Below are 16392 nucleotides of genomic sequence, written 5' to 3' on the forward strand. Positions count from 1 at the left end.
GACAGCATTCCCAAAGCATACTATTCCTTTCTCCCTGGTTATTGCCACACAGTTACATTTCTCCACTTTTTTACAATTTTCCCCATTAATTCCTTAATTATTCTGTAAAACCACAGAGGTAAAGGAGCATTGGGGTTTCTATATCCGGGAAGACTGATGCTAAGGAGTGATAGGTATGAAAATACTCGGAATTTCCCTGATGATTCTAGTTTCGTTAATGGGCATGTCTTTTACCATTGATATCTTTTTAGGATTTGATTTAAAAACCTCGATCCGAAATGCGATGAGCCCTTTTAAGGTAATGGAATTTGTGGAATTTATGATTTTTCTGTTATTTGTTATTATCCTGCTGGGGAGATCCCTGGTCGGTTTTTTTAAGAAAAAGAAACTGCTTCAGCCGAAATGATCTTCTTATCTAAAAACCGTTGAAGGGACGTCGAAGGTATTCCAGAGAAATACAATAAATCCGAGGGACAGCAGCCATGCTGCCAGCGGCCTGTGGTGGTGCAGCTTTAATAGCAGGAACATGACTAGGTTAAAAAACAAGGACCAGTGAAAGCCCCAGCCATTATAGTATTGAATCAGGCCAGCTTTTATATCTATGCTTTCATTTACCGCAAATATTAAAACCCAGAAAGCTATGAATAAGGCTTGCTTTACCAGATTTGCCTTTGGGAATTTAGACAGGTAGATTAGGACCGTGGCGGGATATTTAATTGCCATGATCGACAAAGAGACATGGCTGTGGGTTAGCCCAATTGTGTCATCTAACCCTTGCGGGGAGTATTTCCACATTGGATAATGAGCTGATAAAAGGTATTGATAAAGTAAATCTCCCAATAGGTAAAAAAGGATGGTTGGATAATATAGTCTCCAGTTTCTCCAATCCCCCCATTTCAGCAGTGCTCCCAGCCACAGGATGCCGTAGATAGCGTTCACTGTATCCTCCTTTTAAAAAACAGCAAAATCATTATTTATTTTTTCTTTTAGGATAGCTTAGAAAGGCAGAACCTATTCATACTCGCAATAATCAGCACATATAAGCATGGTGTGCACCGTGAAGTGAATTGCGGTTTGCGTCACAAGTTGATATATTATGAATAGTATTTAAGAATAGTATTTTTCATTGTGAATTGGCGGGGATTATCAGGCTGCCAGAGATTGTCTCTCTCATTATTGGTGAGGGAGGAGATACATAGGTATAGAGAGGTTGGTCAAGGCATAAAAATCAGGGGAGGGCATCATGGACATTATAAAAGGAACGGCACTATTACTATTCGTTTTAGGACTATTTTCACTTTTCAGCTATAAGGCGCCAAAAGGTATGAAAGCGATGGGAGCGCTGGCAGGGGCAGCCTGTGCAGCATTTTTGGTAGAGGCCTTTCAGCGCTTTGTTGGAGGAGATATACTGAAGATAGATTTTCTGGGTGAGGTTGGAGACGCGGCAGGAAGCATGGGCGGAGTTGCGGCAGCATCTCTTGTAGCCATTTCCGTCGGGGCTTCCCCTGTGTATGCCTTGCTGCTTGGTGTCAGCTGTGCCGGCCTCGGCCTGCTGCCAGGATTTATTGCAGGCTATCTGGTTGCCTTTGTTGTGAAGCTTATAGAGAAGAAGGTTCCGGGAGGCCTGGACCTTATTGTAATTATTGTTTTCTGTGCTCCCCTGGTTCGTCTGGTTGGAGAACTGATGGAGCCTGTCGTCGATGCAACGCTTTTAAATATCGGAGGAATTATTACAGAAAGTGCTAATAGCAATCCTGTCATCATGGGGATTATTTTAGGCGGAGTGATCACAGTAGTGGCTACAGCACCCCTTAGTTCGATGGCATTGACAGCGATGCTGGGACTCACAGGAATGCCGATGGCGATCGGTGCACTTGCCGTTTTCGGTTCCTCGTTTATGAACTACGTTCTATTTGACCGGATGAAGTTTGGCGACAGAAGAACCACTATTTCCGTAGCAGTCGAGCCTCTTACTCAGGCGCATATTATATCAGCTAATCCAATTCCAATTTATGTAACAAATTTTATCGGCGGTGCTTCCGCTGGTGTCATTATTGCCTTGTCCGGACTTATCAATGATGCAAGTGGAACTGCAACACCAATTGCCGGCCTGGCCGTCATGTACGGCTTTAATGACCCGCTAAAGGTAACAATTGTTGCGCTCGCATGTGCGGCTGTCGGGGCACTGTGCGGACTTTTAGGCTCTATGATCTTTAAAAATTATAAAATTAGAACACTTGAAGAATTAGAGAATCAAAACCAAAAAGAGGCTGTTAAAACATCTCTGGCTGGGTAAATAAATAGAAAATCAAGGAACCTGACGTGCGAAGGAGCGTTTAAGATGAAGTATCGTTCAGCTTTTGACATCATTGGCCCGATTATGATCGGACCTTCCAGCTCACATACTGCCGGGGCAGCCAGAATAGGCCGGGTTGCCCGTACACTTTTTGAAAGGCAGCCCAGGAAGGCCGTTATTTCTTTTTATGGATCTTTTGCGAAAACCTATAAAGGCCATGGAACAGACTTGGCCATTGTGGCTGGATTGCTGGATTTTGATACATTTGATGAGCGTATCCCGGATTCCCTGAAAATTGCGGAACAGTCTGGAATGGAAGTTATTTTTAAGACCGAAGATGCTGTACCGGATCATCCCAATACGGTCAAAATAAATCTATATGACGGAGATATCCAGCTTGAAGTTATCGGAATTTCCATAGGGGGCGGGACCATTGAAATTACCGAAATCAATTCGTTCAAGCTCAAGCTTTCGGGAGATCCAGCGATCCTCGTGATCCATGAGGACCGTTTTGGCATTATCTCCTCTGTCACTTCAATTCTAGCAAAGTATCAAATTAATATTGGCCATATGGAGGTTGCCAGGAAAGAAAAGGGTGAAACGGCGATCATGGTTATTGAAGTGGACCAGAAAATCGAGGACAAGATCATTGAGGAATTAAAAAAGCTTCAAAACGTTACGAGAGTAATCAGGATGGTTGAATGATGATCGAGTTGAAATTACGAGGCAGCAGGAGGACAAATCATGTTTCGAAATGTTGCGGAGCTTGTTAAATTAGCAGAACAGCAGCAAGTGAAGATTGCCGAGATTATGATTCGGCAGGAAATTGAAGTATCAGGCCTTTCACGTGAAGAAATTATCGCCAAAATGGATGAAAATTTAACGGTAATGGAAAAAGCAATCGAGCGCGGCCTGAACGGGGTAAAATCGCAAACGGGCCTTACCGGCGGGGATGCGGTGCTGCTCCAGAACTACATTAAAAGCGGCAGGGCGCTTTCGGGAAATCTGCTTCTGGATGCCGTCAGCAAGGCAATGGCAACAAACGAAGTGAACGCCGCAATGGGGATTATCTGTGCAACTCCTACAGCCGGATCAGCTGGTGTTGTTCCGGGAACATTGTTCGCCGTAAAGAACCAGCTGAACCCTACCCGCAAGGAAATGATCGAATACCTATTTACTGCTGCGGCATTCGGATTTGTCATTGCCAATAATGCCTCGATATCCGGGGCTGCGGGCGGATGCCAGGCGGAGGTTGGTTCTGCGGCAGGAATGGCTGCGGCATCCATCGTCGAAATGGCAGGCGGTACACCGAAGCAAGCCGCAGAAGCAATGGCCATCACGCTGAAGAATATGCTTGGGCTGGTTTGCGACCCGGTGGCGGGACTGGTGGAGGTGCCGTGTGTCAAACGGAATGCAATGGGGGCTTCCAATGCGATGACCGCGGCGGATATGGCCCTGGCCGGAATCACCAGCCGGATTCCATGTGATGAAGTGATTGCAGCGATGTATTCGATTGGCCAATCCATGCCTTCCTCCCTAAGGGAAACGGGTGAAGGAGGGCTGGCCGCCACACCGACTGGACGGAGGCTGGAAGCAGAGATTTTTGGGGAGCCAAAAGCCAGGCTCGCTGACTATTTGGTTTCCAGGGATTCCTGAATCTATAATAATGAAAGCCCGGCGAAATGAAGCCGGGCTTTTTTGATTTTACTTTAGGAAGGTAGCAAATCAGGCACTGGTGATAAAAACCCTTGGCCCAATGAAAAAGGTGCTTAGTCAAAGCCTCATGAAATAGTAAATTCTCGCGTGCAGCTCTTAGTCTTCCTGTAAATTCCACTTTCGTAGCCTGTACTGCAGGCTTTGCCTGCTCAACCCCAGGGCTTCAGCACTTTTGGTGACATTAAAGTCATGGGAAGAGAGCACTTTTTTCAAGTAGGAGATTTCTGCTTCTTCCATATATTCATCCAGAGGCTTGATTGTCTGTCCTTTTTGAATGTTGCTCTCCATCAGGTCTGCAGACTGTGTTTTTTCGCGGTGCAGAAGTTTCGGTTTATTCCTGAACTGGATTGGCAGGTGAAGGTAAGAAAGGGTGTCCCCGTATTCCATCAAATTCATCGAGCCTTCAATGATATGTTCCAGTTCCCGTACATTTCCCGGCCAGTCGTAGGAGTGAAAAAGGCCAAGCACCTCATCATCCAGTCTTTTTACATCCATTCCGAACAGAGAGCTGTATTTCCCGATAAAAAAGGAGGCAAGATCTTTAATGTCAGGCTTTCTTTCCCTAAGTGGAGGGATGAACAGCGAAACCACGCTTAAGCGGTAGTATAAATCTTTCCTTAAACGCCCATCTGCAATCGCATCAACAGGATCTTCATTGATTGTGGCGATAATCCGGACATCGACTGCCCGGTCCTTTGTATCGCCGACCCTCCGGACTGTTTTTTCCTGGAGTACCCGGAGCAGCTTCGCCTGGAGGGCAGGATTCAGGGAATTGATTTCATCTAAAAGCAGAGTGCCCCCTTCAGCCTGTTCAAAAAGGCCAGGGCGTTCGACCGCTCCTGTAAACGCCCCTTTTTTCGTACCGAAAAGCAGTCCTTCTAGTAAACTATCCGGGATTGCTGCACAGTTTTGCGATATAAAGGGCTTGGAGGAGCGCGGGCTTCCATTATGGATGCTTTGGGCGAACAATTCTTTCCCTGTTCCTGTCTCACCGGTTATGAGGATGGAAGAAGAGGTGCGGGCAGCCCGCCTGCCGGCTTCAATTACCTCCTGAAGACGATCGCTGCTCCCGATGATGCTGTCAAAGGTATGCCGGGCATCCCCTGTTTTAAGAAGGTTCTCCCGTACGAGACGTTCATATTTCGTCACATCACGTGCTATTTCAATCGCCCCGATGCGAACCCCGTCCTCTAAGAAAGGGAAGGTATCATTGATCGTCGTAATTTCCTGGGCTCTATTATTATAGTAAGTTTGTTTTGCATTCTGTACCATTTTGCCATCGCGGAGGGCCTCCATCAGAGTGCTGTTTCCATTGCTGTCGAAGGAAAAGACATCAAGCAGATTTTTATCCAGGACATCCTCCGTGCTCATTCCCTCAATTTCCCTCATTTTTTTATTGTAGATGATGGTCCTGCCTTCCTTGTTTACAGCATGAACTCCAACATTGATTTTATCTAAAATATATCTATAGATTTTATTCATTTGCATCTGATCGTCACCATTAGTATTTCCGTTCACAATATCCGCCCCCTTTTGCCATCTCCATTCTAAGGGAGATGGCAAAAGGGGTGCAATGTTTTTTTGCGCAAAAAAATTTATCGAGCATAGGAAAGGAGCCAAATTATTTTGCGTCGCTATATTAAAAAACTACTATATTCAGCGTGTTAAAAGTTGGCACGGAACTTGCATTTAAATAGGGTGAGAATTGATGCTGGATAAATGGGAGGAATTTAGAATGGTGCAGCCATACAAACATGAACCTTTTACAAACTTTAAGGATGAAGAAAATAGAAAAGCCTACCTTGCAGAATTAGAAGAGGTAGAACAATATCTTGGCCAGGACTATGATCTTTTGGTTGGAGGAGAACGCATTGCGACAGAGGATAAAATTATTTCTTGCAACCCAGCCAATAAGGAAGAGGTTGTCGGACGTGTTTCCAAGGCGAACCGCGAGATAGCAGAGAAAGCCATGAAGGCTGCGGTGGAGGCTTTCAAGACCTGGAAAAAAACAAAGCCCGAGCTGCGTGCGGATGTGCTATTCAAGGCCGCTGCCATCATCCGCCGGCGGAAGCATGAGTTTTCTGCCCTGCTGACAAAGGAAGCGGGCAAGCCGTGGAACGAGGCTGATGCTGATACAGCTGAGGCTATTGATTTCCTCGAGTTTTATGGCCGTCAGATGCTGGTGCTAAAAGACGGAGTGCCGGTTCAAAGCAGGCCTAATGAGTACAACCGCTATGATTATATTCCTCTTGGTGTGGGCATTATCATATCGCCGTGGAACTTCCCGCTTGCCATTATGGCAGGCACAACTGTTGCCGCGATTGTGGCCGGCAATACAGTCCTTTTGAAGCCGGCTTCTGCGACGCCGGTGGTTGCCGCTAAATTTGTGGAAGTAATGGAAGAGGCCGGTCTGCCTAAAGGTGTGCTGAATTTTGTGCCAGGCAGCGGTGCCGAGGTCGGAGACTATCTTGTTGACCATAAGGACACTCGGTTCATTTCCTTCACTGGCTCCCGCGATATAGGGCTCCGTATTTATGAGCGGGCATCCAAACCTGGCAATGGCCAAATTTGGCTGAAGCGTGTGATTGCGGAAATGGGAGGAAAAGATACGGTGGTAGTCGACAGTGAGGCTGATCTTGAACTTGCGGCACAGGCCATTGTAGCCTCAGCTTTTGGTTTCTCGGGACAAAAATGTTCGGCAGGCTCCCGTGCCGTTGTCGTCGAAGAAGTTTACGACCAGGTGCTGAACCGCTCAATCGAACTGACCAAGCAGCTGACAGTTGGAAATCCGGATGATCCGGACACCTATATGGGACCGGTCATTGACCAAAGCGCATTTAATAAAATTATGGGGTACATCGAGATTGGCAGGGAGGAAGGAGAGATTGTTGCCGGCGGTCACGGAGATGATACAAAAGGATACTTTATCCAGCCGACGATTATTGCCGGCCTTGATCCAAAATCCCGCATCATGCAGGAGGAAATATTCGGACCGGTTGTCGGCTTCAGCAGGGCTAGGGATTTCGACCATGCCCTTGAAATTGCCAATAATACCGAATACGGACTGACTGGTGCCGTCATAACTAGAAACCGTGAAAAAATTGAGAAGGCACGCGAGGATTTCCATGTCGGCAACCTTTATTTCAACCGGGGCTGTACCGGAGCCATCGTTGGCTACCAGCCGTTTGGAGGATTCAACATGTCAGGCACTGACTCCAAAGCTGGAGGACCGGATTACCTGCTGCTTCATATGCAGGCAAAAACAACTTCAGAATTATTTTAAAGGCTCCATAGCAGAAGGAAAAAGAGGGGTCCGAAGCACATCAAGGGCTCCTCGCAAACATCATTAGGAGGTCATTCAAAATGGCAAATGTGAATATATCAAAAAAGCTAATTGAAAAAACAGATAAATATGGAGCGAAAAACTATAACCCGCTGCCGATTGTGATCTCAAAGGCAGATGGAGTCTGGGTAGAGGATCCAGAGGGCCGAAGATATATGGATATGCTCAGTGCCTATTCGGCGGTGAACCAGGGGCATCGCCACCCGAAAATTATCCAGGCGTTAAAGGATCAGGCAGACCGTGTTACTTTAACATCCCGCGCGTTCCATAATGACCAGCTTGGACCATGGTATGAAAAAATCTGCAAGCTGACCAACAAGGAAATGGCCCTGCCGATGAACACAGGAGCAGAGGCCGTTGAAACAGCTGTCAAAGCAGCGCGGCGCTGGGCTTACGATGTCAAGGGAGTGGCAGAAAACCAGGCGGAGATCATCGCATGCATCGGCAATTTCCACGGACGTACCATGACAGCGGTATCCCTTTCTTCAGAGGAAGAATATAAGCGCGGTTTTGGACCGATGCTTCCTGGAATTAAATTAATTTCGTATGGAGATATTGAAGCGTTAAAGGCAGCAATCACTCCAAACACGGCGGCCTTCCTGATAGAACCGATCCAGGGCGAAGCAGGTATAGTCATTCCTCGTGAAGGATTCATGAAAGAAGCTTACGAGCTTTGCAGGGAAAACAAGGTCCTGTTCATTGCTGATGAAATACAGGCTGGCCTTGGTCGCTCAGGGAAAATGTTTGCGTGTGAATGGGAAGATGTAGACCCGGACATGTATATCCTTGGCAAGGCGCTTGGAGGAGGAGTTTTCCCGATTTCCTGCGTAGTGGCAAGTGAAGATATTCTTGGAGTTTTTAATCCGGGTTCCCATGGCTCGACGTTCGGGGGAAATCCAATGGCTTGTGCTGTATCAATTGCGTCCCTCGTGGTTTTGGAGGAAGAAAAGCTGGCTGAACGTTCTCTTGAACTAGGAAACTACTTTGCAGACAAACTGAAGGAAATCTCCAATCCGATAATCAAAGAAGTGCGTGGACGGGGATTATTTATTGGGGTCGAGCTGCACGAACCTGCAAGGAAATATTGTGAAGCGCTTAAAGAAGAAGGTTTGCTCTGCAAAGAAACACATGATACAGTCATCCGATTTGCTCCTCCTTTAATTATTTCCAAAGAGGAACTCGACTGGGCTATTGAGCGTATTAATAAAATCTTTGGCTAAGATCATAAAATGCTATCTATTAAATTCATGATGAGGTGCAGGAATGGGGAAGCAGGCAACGGCTGAAAAACAAATAAAAGCTGAAAAACAGTCAGAAAACAAAATCGAGGAATCGCTTAATCTGCTGGCTTCAACGCAGATTGTCATCAAGGAAGCCCTTGGCAAGCTGGGCTACAATGAGGAAATGTATGAGCTTTTGAAGGAGCCGCTCAGGATGCTGACGGTCAGGATCCCGGTAAGGATGGACGATGGCAGTGTTGAAATTTTCACAGGTTACCGGGCTCAGCATAATGATGCAGTTGGGCCGACGAAAGGGGGAGTCCGGTTTCATCCCGAGGTTGACGAGGATGAAGTGAAAGCTTTGTCGATGTGGATGAGTCTAAAATGCGGGATTGCGGATCTTCCTTACGGCGGCGGGAAAGGCGGAATCATTTGCGATCCCCGGCAGATGTCCCTTGGAGAGCTTGAACGTCTCAGCCGGGGCTATGTCCGGGCGATCAGCCAGATTGTAGGCCCAACTAAGGATATCCCTGCACCGGACGTGTACACCAATTCACAGATCATGGCCTGGATGATGGATGAATACAGCCGCATCCGCGAATATGATTCCCCCGGATTCATCACTGGCAAGCCGCTGGTCCTTGGCGGTTCTCAAGGACGGGAAAAAGCCACTGCCCAGGGTGTCGTTATTTGCATCGAGCAGGCCGCTAAAAAGCGGGATATCACCATTGAAGGTGCCACTGTTGTCATTCAGGGTTTTGGAAATGCCGGCAGCTACCTGGCCAAGTTTTTGCATGACGCCGGTGCGAAGGTAATCGGGATTTCGGATGCTTATGGAGCCCTGCATAATCCGGACGGCCTTGACATCGACTATTTGCTGGACCGGCGCGACAGCTTTGGCACAGTGACAAACCTGTTTGAACATACGATTACTAATGAAGAACTCCTTGAGCTTGAGTGTGATATATTGGTGCCTGCTGCGATTTCAAGCCAGATTACCCACAAAAATGCCCACAAAATCAAGGCGTCCATTGTTGTGGAGGCTGCCAATGGGCCTACGACGCTGGAAGCTACAAAGATCCTGTCCGAGCGGGGCGTGCTTCTGGTTCCCGATGTATTGGCCAGTGCCGGAGGTGTCACGGTATCTTATTTTGAATGGGTCCAAAATAATCAGGGATTTTACTGGAGTGAAGAAGAGATCAATGAAAAACTCAGAGCTGTCATTATAAAGTCATTTAATCATGTGTATAATACCGCTGAGCAGCGAAAAGTGAACATGCGACTCGCAGCGTATATGGTGGGTGCCCATAAAATGTCGGAAGCATCCAGGTTCAGAGGCTGGGTATAAACCACGCGGCTTCCTTAGAATCATCTTGCAAAGCCATTTACGCAAAGGCGTACCTGAACCTTTCGTGGTCTTCCAGATGCTGCGGCTATTAATGATTAGCATCCTTCATCCACCTGGAATGATCCGGGGGGATGACAATTTATAGGGATGTATCTTTTATAGACAAAAGATTATTCATTTTAAATACCAAGGAGGCATTAGCCGTGTGGGTACTTACGCATTATTCCGAAGCTGGCATAAAAATGTACGAGTTTGACAATAAAGAAGAGGCGAAAGAGAAATATAAGAATACACCTGGAAACAAAATCTTTTCCGAGGTCATTTACTTTACAGATTTTCCGGTGCCTGAGTTTGTATAATGACTTCATTCTTATCAAGAGTCCTGCATTGGGGCGTCCTTGGTTTTAAACACCGCAGTAAACCAGATGCTTATAAAGGTGAAAAAAGCAGAGGAATTATCTCCTCTGCTTTTCTGCTGTAATGGGGTTTAAATTAGAAGGTCATGCTCCCGCTGCCAAGTAGTTAAGAAGCTGTCCTTGAGTTTCTCCTATCCTTTTAGAAAGGCAATATTTAAAAATAGACATTAAGATCATAAAAATAATCAAATTTTTCCAGTCCAATGACAGCCTTCCATTGTTTGGCTGAATGATCCCGAAAGCTATAATGCTCCAGAACCATTTCTTCTCTGTCCATTTGAACCTGCTTGAACTCTCTTTGCCGTCCCGCTCCCTTTTTTTATTCTCGTATCTTGCCCAGATAACGATAATCAAAATATCCAGTACGGAGGATAGCGATATAGCTGTTAGCACAAAGGAATTTGACGGCCTCCACTGGTTGCTGGGCTCTAATTCTTTTTTCGCTTTTAACGCTTCATACTTTCCTAATTCCCTGCTAAACTCTTCTGTAATGCCAGGAGATGCAGGTTCCTGCTCATCAGTGATGCTAAAGGAGAAAGTAAAATAAAACAGGGAGGCTAATAAAACCAGATATGTTCCGAAAAAGATAAAGGCAAGCCTGCTGCTATTATGAGGGGTGGTTTTCAGAAAGAGAACCTCCTTTAGAAAAATATGGCAGTTGGTTTACTTCTATTTTAGCAACGGGAATACGGTGAAAATGCTGATAACCTTGACACTTTTATGAACTTTTTCTTGAGGGTATAACCTTTAGGCAGACAGTTTTTCTAAAAATAATGAAACAGTTATGAGGGCAAAACGTCTATAATAGGCAGGGGGAAAAATAAAAGTTTCATAGTTCCACCTCAAGTGAAACAGTGGGAGTCAGACTGCGAGTGATATGATTAGTAGTCAAAGGGAAACAGCCCAGACCACCAGAAAAATGAATTCGTGGAAAAAGGAGAATCATCTATGAGGTTAAGCAGTGTATTCAAGGGAGCTTTAATGCTTCTGATTATCTTGTTCTTTATGAATAATACAGTCTTGGTGAAGGCATCAAGCAATGATGAGGAAAGCATTAACGAAAAATATGGATTGCCAATTTTGGTTTACGGAGAAGCCCTGTCCGAGACACAAAAGGATGAAGTAAGGAAACTTCTAAAAGTGAATGATACAAGCAAGGTCAAGGAAATCACTGTGACAGGGGACGACCTGGTTCACTATATTAAAGGGGATCGTCACTCAAACATGTATTCTTCTGCTAAGATTACAAGAAAGGATACCGGAGAAGGACTGGTCATTAATCAGGTTACCCCAGAAAACATTACCGAGGTTACTGACGAGATGTACGCAAATGCCTTATTGACAGCTGGTATACAGGATGCAGTAGTTGATGTGGCATCTCCGGTAAAGGTCAGCGGACATTCCGCACTTGTTGGAATTTATAAGGCTTATGATGAGGGGAAAGGCACTGAGCTCAGTGAGGAACGGACCGAGGTGGCTAATGAAGAGCTGAACCTGGCGACGGATCTGGCCAAAAAAGAAGGCATGGACCAAGATAAGGTAAGCGAACTCCTTACAGAGATAAAAAAGGAAATTGCTGAACAGAATCCAGCCAGCAAAGAGGAAATAGAGAAAATTATTGACGAAAAGCTCAAAACCTTGGAAATTAGCCTAAGCGCCGAAGACCGGCAGCTGTTAATCGACCTGTTCGAAAAAATGAGAGATCTGAATATCAACTTTGATAACGTTAAAACCCAGCTTGAGAACCTTTCCCAGGACATACAGAAAAGGATTGATGAAGCGGTAGGGGATAAAGGGTTCCTTCAATCTGTATCAGATTTCTTTAAGGAATTGATTGATAGCATAAAAAATATCTTTTCCTAGAAAGTTGCTGTAAAAACAATGGTTAACACAAAACAAAAACACCGGAGCGGAAAAAATCATCCCGTTCCGGTGTTTTATTTAAAAGTAAAGTACATAGATTAGCAAGGCCAGGACAATTCGATAAATCGCGAAAGGCACAAGCTTGATTCGATTGATCAGCTTTAGGAAGAATCGCATTGAAATCAGCGCAAAGACAAAAGCCGTAATAAATCCTGCAGCCAGGAACGGGAAGGCATCCAATGTGAAGTACTCCCAGTTTTTTAGCAGGGATATGAAACTCGCACCTGCCATAATCGGAACCGCCATGATAAAAGTAAAATCAGCAGCGGCACGGTGGCTCATACCGAGCAGGACTCCGCCGGATATCGTTGAACCGGAACGGGAAAACCCAGGCCAAAGAGAGAAGCATTGAATCAGTCCAACGGCAAAAGCCTTTTTGTAGGTGATTTGGTCAACAGTCTGGATCTGAGGATTCTTGGCACCAAAATAATCAGCGAAAATCATGAAGATGGCCCCTACAACCAGCCCAATCAGGACGGTTTCAAGGGAGAATAAGTGCTCGTCAATATAATCTTCAAACAGGACACCCAGCACGCCGGCAGGGATAAGCCCAACAATTACCTGGGAAAGCTTTAGACGAGTCTGAGATCCAGCAGCTTCCTTTCGCTTTCCCAACCCAAGCATTTCAATGAATCGGTTTCGGAAGATAATGACTACAGCAAGGATAGACCCAAGCTGGATAACAACCTTAAAAGTATTTGCAGCGTATTTCCCTAATATATCCTGAGATTGAAGCCACATATCATCAACGATAATCATGTGCCCTGTTGAGGAAACAGGAGCGAATTCTGTTAAACCTTCGACCATACCCAAAATGACCGCTTTTATAATATCAAAAAAGTCAATTGTCATAGGCTCTCCTTTTTACTTTATAAATTAATTTATTTTGTAATAGATTGGGAGAAAAATAGCGGCTCCCAAACAAAAACCCACCCTAAGAAGTATAAACAATAAGCATGTAAGAATCAATGCAATAAAAAAAACAGCCCCTAATGGGACTGCTGATGGATGAAGTGCATTTAAACTCCTTTGAATGCCTGACGGTAGACCTCGGCGAGCTCGGTTACAAGAGGCAGCTTAGGATTGGCCGTGGTACATTGGTCCTCAAAGGCACGTTCTGCCAGATAATCGACCTTGCTTTCAAACTCAGCCTTATCGACTCCGTTTGCTTCAATGCTCATTGGGATATTCAGTTCCTGAGCGAGCCTGATGACAGCCTGGATCAGGCTCTCAACGCCTTCTTCCGTAGTTCTGGCTGGCAAACCAAGCGTCCTTGCAATCTCGGCGTAACGCTTGTCGGCGATGAAGTGCTCATATTTAGGGAAAGCTGTAAATTTTGTTGGCTTCGCAGCATTGTATCGAATAACATGCGGCATCAGGATCGTATTGGAGCGGCCATGGGCAATATGGAATTCTGCACCAAGCTTATGCGCCAGACTATGGTTGATGCCAAGGAAAGCGTTGGCAAAGGCCATGCCGGCTATGGTAGAAGCGTTGTGCATCTTTTCTCGTGCGAGTTCATCGCTGCCATCACGGTAAGCCCTTGGCAAGTATTCAAATACAAGCTGGATTGCCTTGATGGCAAGCCCGTCAGTATAATCGTTCGCCATTACGGATACATAGGCCTCGATTGCGTGAGTCAGGACGTCCATTCCAGTATCAGCTGTTACTGTCTTAGGAACTGTCATGACAAACTGAGGGTCAATAATAGCTACATCCGGTGTCAGTTCGTAATCGGCCAATGGATACTTGATATTGGCATTTTTATCAGTAATGACGGCGAAAGAAGTTACTTCAGAACCCGTTCCGGAAGTAGTCGGGATGGCAACGAATTGTGCTTTTTGACCCAGTTTTGGATATTTGACCACACGCTTCCTGATATCCAGGAATTTTTGTTTCAGGCCATGGAAATCAGCATCCGGGTATTCATAGAAGAGCCACATTCCTTTTGCAGCATCCATTGCTGACCCTCCGCCTAAGGCAATGATAACGTCCGGCTGGAAGTTTGCCATCATTTCGGCACCCTTCATGACTGTCTCAATGCTTGGATCCGGTTCAACATCGGAGAAGATTTCACAGTGGACATAGTCAGGGCGCTTTCTCAGATAATAGAGTACTTTATCCACATAGCCCAGCTTCACCATGCCGGGGTCTGTCACAATTAATGCCTTTGAGATGTTCGGCATCTTCGCAAGGTACTGAGTTGAGTTCTTTTCGAAATAAACCCTTGATGGGACTTTAAACCACTGCATATTGGCATTCCTTCTCGCGATTTTTTTTATGTTGATTAAGTGAATGGACCCAACATTGGTTGATACAGAGTTGCCGCCGTATGTTCCGCAGCCAAGGGTCAGGGATGGCATGTAGGCATTGTAGATGTCGCCTATTGCTCCCTGGGAAGAAGGAGCGTTGACAATAATCCTCCCGGCCTTCATTTTCAGTCCGTATTCCCTTATGACATCCTGGTTCGTAGTATGAATCACGGCAGAGTGGCCGAGCCCGCCGAATTCAAGCATTTCCTGGGCCCTTTCCATGCCTTCTTCCAGATTACCAGCTTTGTAGCATGCGAGCACAGGACTCAACTTCTCGCGGGACAGCGGAAATTGTGGGCCTACGCCTTCCAGTTCTGCAATCAGGATTTTTGTATCTTCAGGTACACTGACACCGGCCATATCAGCAATTCTCCAGGCGGGCATCCCGACAATATCCGCGTTGACCGCACAGGTATTTTCGTTGATGACAAGCTTTTCAACCTTCAGTTTTTCCTCAGGGTTCAAGAAGTAGCATTTGTTGGCTGTCAATTCCCTCTTCACTTCTGTATAGATTTCCTTATCAATGATGACAGCCTGCTCAGAGGCACAGATCATTCCGTTGTCAAATGTCTTTGATAAAATCAAGTCATTTACTGCCCGCTGGACATTGGCTGATTTTTCAATATAGCATGGAACATTTCCTGGTCCTACTCCAAGGGCGGGTTTACCGGAGCTGTATGCTGATTTCACCATTCCGGATCCTCCGGTTGCAAGGATCAGGGAAACATTATGATGGTTCATCAGTGCTTGCGTTGCAGCCACGGATGGCGCCTCAATCCATTGGATACAGTTTTCCGGAGCACCGGCTTTGATTGCTGCATCCCTTACAACTCTGGCAGCCTCACTGCTGCATCTTTGGGCTGATGGGTGGAAGGCAAAGATGATGGGATTCCTGGTTTTAATTGAGATCAAGGCTTTGAACATGGTGGTTGAGGTAGGGTTGGTAACCGGCGTGACGCCTGCTATTACGCCTACAGGCTCCGCTACTTCCAGGATGCCTTCATGTTCATTTTCATTGATGATTCCGACGGTTTTATCGTACTTGATGTTGTGGTAGACATATTCAGTAGAGAACATATTTTTGATAATTTTATCTTCGTAGACGCCCCGCTTGGTTTCTTCTATTGCAAGCCTGGCAAGGGGCATATGCTGGTCAAGCCCGGCAAGAGCCATTTCCTTCATAATGTCATCAATCATTTCCTGTGTGAATCCGCGGAAATCTTCCAGGGCTTTCAACCCTTTATTCACCAAACCATCAATCATTTCGGATACATCCTGCTTCTCTTTTAAAACCTTTTCGTCTACAGCCATCTTATTATCCCTCCATCTTATATTGTGAAATTATTCACATGATTAAGCAGAAAAACAAGGCTACTCACAAACCGGGTTTCTTGGTATCTTGTCAAAATAAATATCATTTGTGATCCGTGAGCATTTTTTCACAATGATGACAAAATTGACTGTCCAGATAACAGTGGGGATGTCTTCATTATCCTTAAACATCATCGCTTCGAATTCATCGCCTACCATCTCTTCGAATGAATCGAGGGTGTATGTTTCAGTATCAGTTGAGAAGGGCTTCCATTCGCATAAGATCATGTTTTTCACTCCTTGTGTTCTTTCTTGATTTAAATATACCATGAACCATACATAATAGTTTGTGAAGTATTGAACAAAGTATGTCTGTTTATAGAGCGCTTTCACGCAACGATCTAGTTCCGGTATGTCTGTGTTCCCGGGATAGCATTTTCTAACAGGCTGTTATTTTAGGATAATGAATGCTGCAGTCAAAATCCTTGTGGGCAATTCTATATGAAC

15 protein-coding genes are annotated in these 16392 nt (G+C 45.5%); 9 read left to right on the forward strand and 6 right to left on the reverse strand.

Annotation, left to right across the window (positions count from 1 at the left end; all coding sequences use genetic code 11):
• The first annotated feature begins 175 nt into the window (after positions 1 to 175).
• A complete protein-coding gene (locus EV146_RS20300; protein WP_132010180.1) occupies positions 176 to 406 on the forward strand; it encodes a YczF family membrane protein in 231 nt (76 codons plus the stop codon).
• 5 nt (positions 407 to 411) lie between these two features.
• Here EV146_RS20300 and EV146_RS20305 read toward each other — a convergent pair whose 3' ends face one another.
• The gene (locus EV146_RS20305) at positions 412 to 939 is read right to left on the reverse strand and encodes a CBO0543 family protein (protein WP_132010182.1); all 528 of its coding nucleotides are present in this window, start codon (positions 937 to 939) and stop codon (positions 412 to 414) included.
• 304 nt (positions 940 to 1243) lie between these two features.
• Here EV146_RS20305 and EV146_RS20310 point away from each other — a divergent pair, with 304 nt between their 5' ends.
• The 3 genes from EV146_RS20310 to sdaAA are packed head-to-tail and all read left to right on the forward strand — an operon-like array spanning position 1244 to position 3952.
• Positions 1244 to 2296, forward strand: coding sequence for a PTS sugar transporter subunit IIC (locus EV146_RS20310; RefSeq protein WP_132010184.1), 1053 nt, complete (start codon positions 1244 to 1246; stop codon positions 2294 to 2296).
• 45 nt (positions 2297 to 2341) lie between these two features.
• Positions 2342 to 3001: an L-serine ammonia-lyase, iron-sulfur-dependent subunit beta gene (gene sdaAB, locus EV146_RS20315; RefSeq protein ID WP_132010186.1), complete on the forward strand. Its 660-nt coding sequence runs from the start codon at positions 2342 to 2344 to the stop codon at positions 2999 to 3001.
• A gap of 39 nt (positions 3002 to 3040) precedes the next feature.
• Complete coding sequence (sdaAA, locus tag EV146_RS20320; protein ID WP_132010188.1) at positions 3041 to 3952, forward strand: L-serine ammonia-lyase, iron-sulfur-dependent, subunit alpha; 912 nt, start codon at positions 3041 to 3043, stop codon at positions 3950 to 3952.
• Positions 3953 to 4108: 156 nt separating this feature from the next.
• Here sdaAA and EV146_RS20325 read toward each other — a convergent pair whose 3' ends face one another.
• The gene (locus EV146_RS20325; RefSeq protein ID WP_241993996.1) at positions 4109 to 5500 is read right to left on the reverse strand and encodes a sigma-54 interaction domain-containing protein; all 1392 of its coding nucleotides are present in this window, start codon (positions 5498 to 5500) and stop codon (positions 4109 to 4111) included.
• A gap of 247 nt (positions 5501 to 5747) precedes the next feature.
• Here EV146_RS20325 and pruA point away from each other — a divergent pair, with 247 nt between their 5' ends.
• The 4 genes from pruA (at position 5748) to EV146_RS27665 (ending at position 10282) form a co-directional block, all read left to right on the forward strand.
• Positions 5748 to 7295 carry an L-glutamate gamma-semialdehyde dehydrogenase gene (gene pruA / locus EV146_RS20330; RefSeq protein WP_132010342.1) on the forward strand — a complete coding sequence of 516 codons (1548 nt, stop codon included), beginning with the start codon at positions 5748 to 5750 and terminating at the stop codon, positions 7293 to 7295.
• A gap of 80 nt (positions 7296 to 7375) precedes the next feature.
• Positions 7376 to 8575: an ornithine--oxo-acid transaminase gene (locus EV146_RS20335; protein ID WP_132010190.1), complete on the forward strand. Its 1200-nt coding sequence runs from the start codon at positions 7376 to 7378 to the stop codon at positions 8573 to 8575.
• Between the two features lie 43 nt (positions 8576 to 8618).
• Positions 8619 to 9923: a Glu/Leu/Phe/Val family dehydrogenase gene (locus tag EV146_RS20340; protein WP_132010192.1), complete on the forward strand. Its 1305-nt coding sequence runs from the start codon at positions 8619 to 8621 to the stop codon at positions 9921 to 9923.
• A 203-nt stretch (positions 9924 to 10126) separates the two neighbouring features.
• Positions 10127 to 10282, forward strand: coding sequence for a hypothetical protein (locus EV146_RS27665; RefSeq protein ID WP_181215949.1), 156 nt, complete (start codon positions 10127 to 10129; stop codon positions 10280 to 10282).
• Between the two features lie 211 nt (positions 10283 to 10493).
• Here the strand turns inward: EV146_RS27665 and EV146_RS28235 are convergent, their stop codons facing one another.
• A complete protein-coding gene (locus tag EV146_RS28235; protein ID WP_258236031.1) occupies positions 10494 to 10616 on the reverse strand; it encodes a hypothetical protein in 123 nt (40 codons plus the stop codon).
• 704 nt (positions 10617 to 11320) lie between these two features.
• Here EV146_RS28235 and EV146_RS20345 point away from each other — a divergent pair.
• On the forward strand, positions 11321 to 12202 hold the full coding sequence (locus EV146_RS20345) for a DUF1002 domain-containing protein (RefSeq protein WP_132010344.1): 882 nt from the start codon (positions 11321 to 11323) through the stop codon (positions 12200 to 12202).
• Between the two features lie 78 nt (positions 12203 to 12280).
• On the opposite strand, the gene EV146_RS20350 is transcribed toward EV146_RS20345, so the two are convergent.
• The 3 genes from EV146_RS20350 to EV146_RS20360 all read right to left on the reverse strand — a co-directional run bounded on the left by EV146_RS20350 (position 12281) and on the right by EV146_RS20360 (position 16173).
• A complete protein-coding gene (locus EV146_RS20350) occupies positions 12281 to 13108 on the reverse strand; it encodes an undecaprenyl-diphosphate phosphatase (protein ID WP_132010346.1) in 828 nt (275 codons plus the stop codon).
• Positions 13109 to 13281: 173 nt separating this feature from the next.
• A complete protein-coding gene (gene adhE / locus EV146_RS20355; RefSeq protein ID WP_132010194.1) occupies positions 13282 to 15885 on the reverse strand; it encodes a bifunctional acetaldehyde-CoA/alcohol dehydrogenase in 2604 nt (867 codons plus the stop codon).
• Between the two features lie 60 nt (positions 15886 to 15945).
• Positions 15946 to 16173 carry a hypothetical protein gene (locus EV146_RS20360; RefSeq protein ID WP_121609955.1) on the reverse strand — a complete coding sequence of 76 codons (228 nt, stop codon included), beginning with the start codon at positions 16171 to 16173 and terminating at the stop codon, positions 15946 to 15948.
• Between the last annotated feature and the right edge of the window lie 219 nt (positions 16174 to 16392).

This window comes from Mesobacillus foraminis, from assembly GCF_004340465.1.
Lineage (GTDB): Bacteria > Bacillota > Bacilli > Bacillales > Cytobacillaceae > Mesobacillus_B > Mesobacillus_B foraminis.

What these genes read in the sequence shown, in the direction of transcription:
- EV146_RS20300 (WP_132010180.1), top strand. Translation starts at nt 176, where the DNA reads ATGAAAATACTCGGAATTTCCCTGATGATTCTAGTTTCGTTAATGGGC.
- EV146_RS20325 (WP_241993996.1), bottom strand. Translation starts at nt 5,500, where the DNA reads ATGCAAATGAATAAAATCTATAGATATATTTTAGATAAAATCAATGTT.
- sdaAB (WP_132010186.1), top strand. Translation starts at nt 2,342, where the DNA reads ATGAAGTATCGTTCAGCTTTTGACATCATTGGCCCGATTATGATCGGA.
- sdaAA (WP_132010188.1), top strand. Translation starts at nt 3,041, where the DNA reads ATGTTTCGAAATGTTGCGGAGCTTGTTAAATTAGCAGAACAGCAGCAA.
- EV146_RS20340 (WP_132010192.1), top strand. Translation starts at nt 8,619, where the DNA reads ATGGGGAAGCAGGCAACGGCTGAAAAACAAATAAAAGCTGAAAAACAG.
- EV146_RS28235 (WP_258236031.1), bottom strand. Translation starts at nt 10,616, where the DNA reads ATGGACAGAGAAGAAATGGTTCTGGAGCATTATAGCTTTCGGGATCAT.
- EV146_RS20345 (WP_132010344.1), top strand. Translation starts at nt 11,321, where the DNA reads ATGCTTCTGATTATCTTGTTCTTTATGAATAATACAGTCTTGGTGAAG.
- pruA (WP_132010342.1), top strand. Translation starts at nt 5,748, where the DNA reads ATGGTGCAGCCATACAAACATGAACCTTTTACAAACTTTAAGGATGAA.
- EV146_RS20360 (WP_121609955.1), bottom strand. Translation starts at nt 16,173, where the DNA reads ATGATCTTATGCGAATGGAAGCCCTTCTCAACTGATACTGAAACATAC.
- EV146_RS20335 (WP_132010190.1), top strand. Translation starts at nt 7,376, where the DNA reads ATGGCAAATGTGAATATATCAAAAAAGCTAATTGAAAAAACAGATAAA.
- EV146_RS20310 (WP_132010184.1), top strand. Translation starts at nt 1,244, where the DNA reads ATGGACATTATAAAAGGAACGGCACTATTACTATTCGTTTTAGGACTA.
- adhE (WP_132010194.1), bottom strand. Translation starts at nt 15,885, where the DNA reads ATGGCTGTAGACGAAAAGGTTTTAAAAGAGAAGCAGGATGTATCCGAA.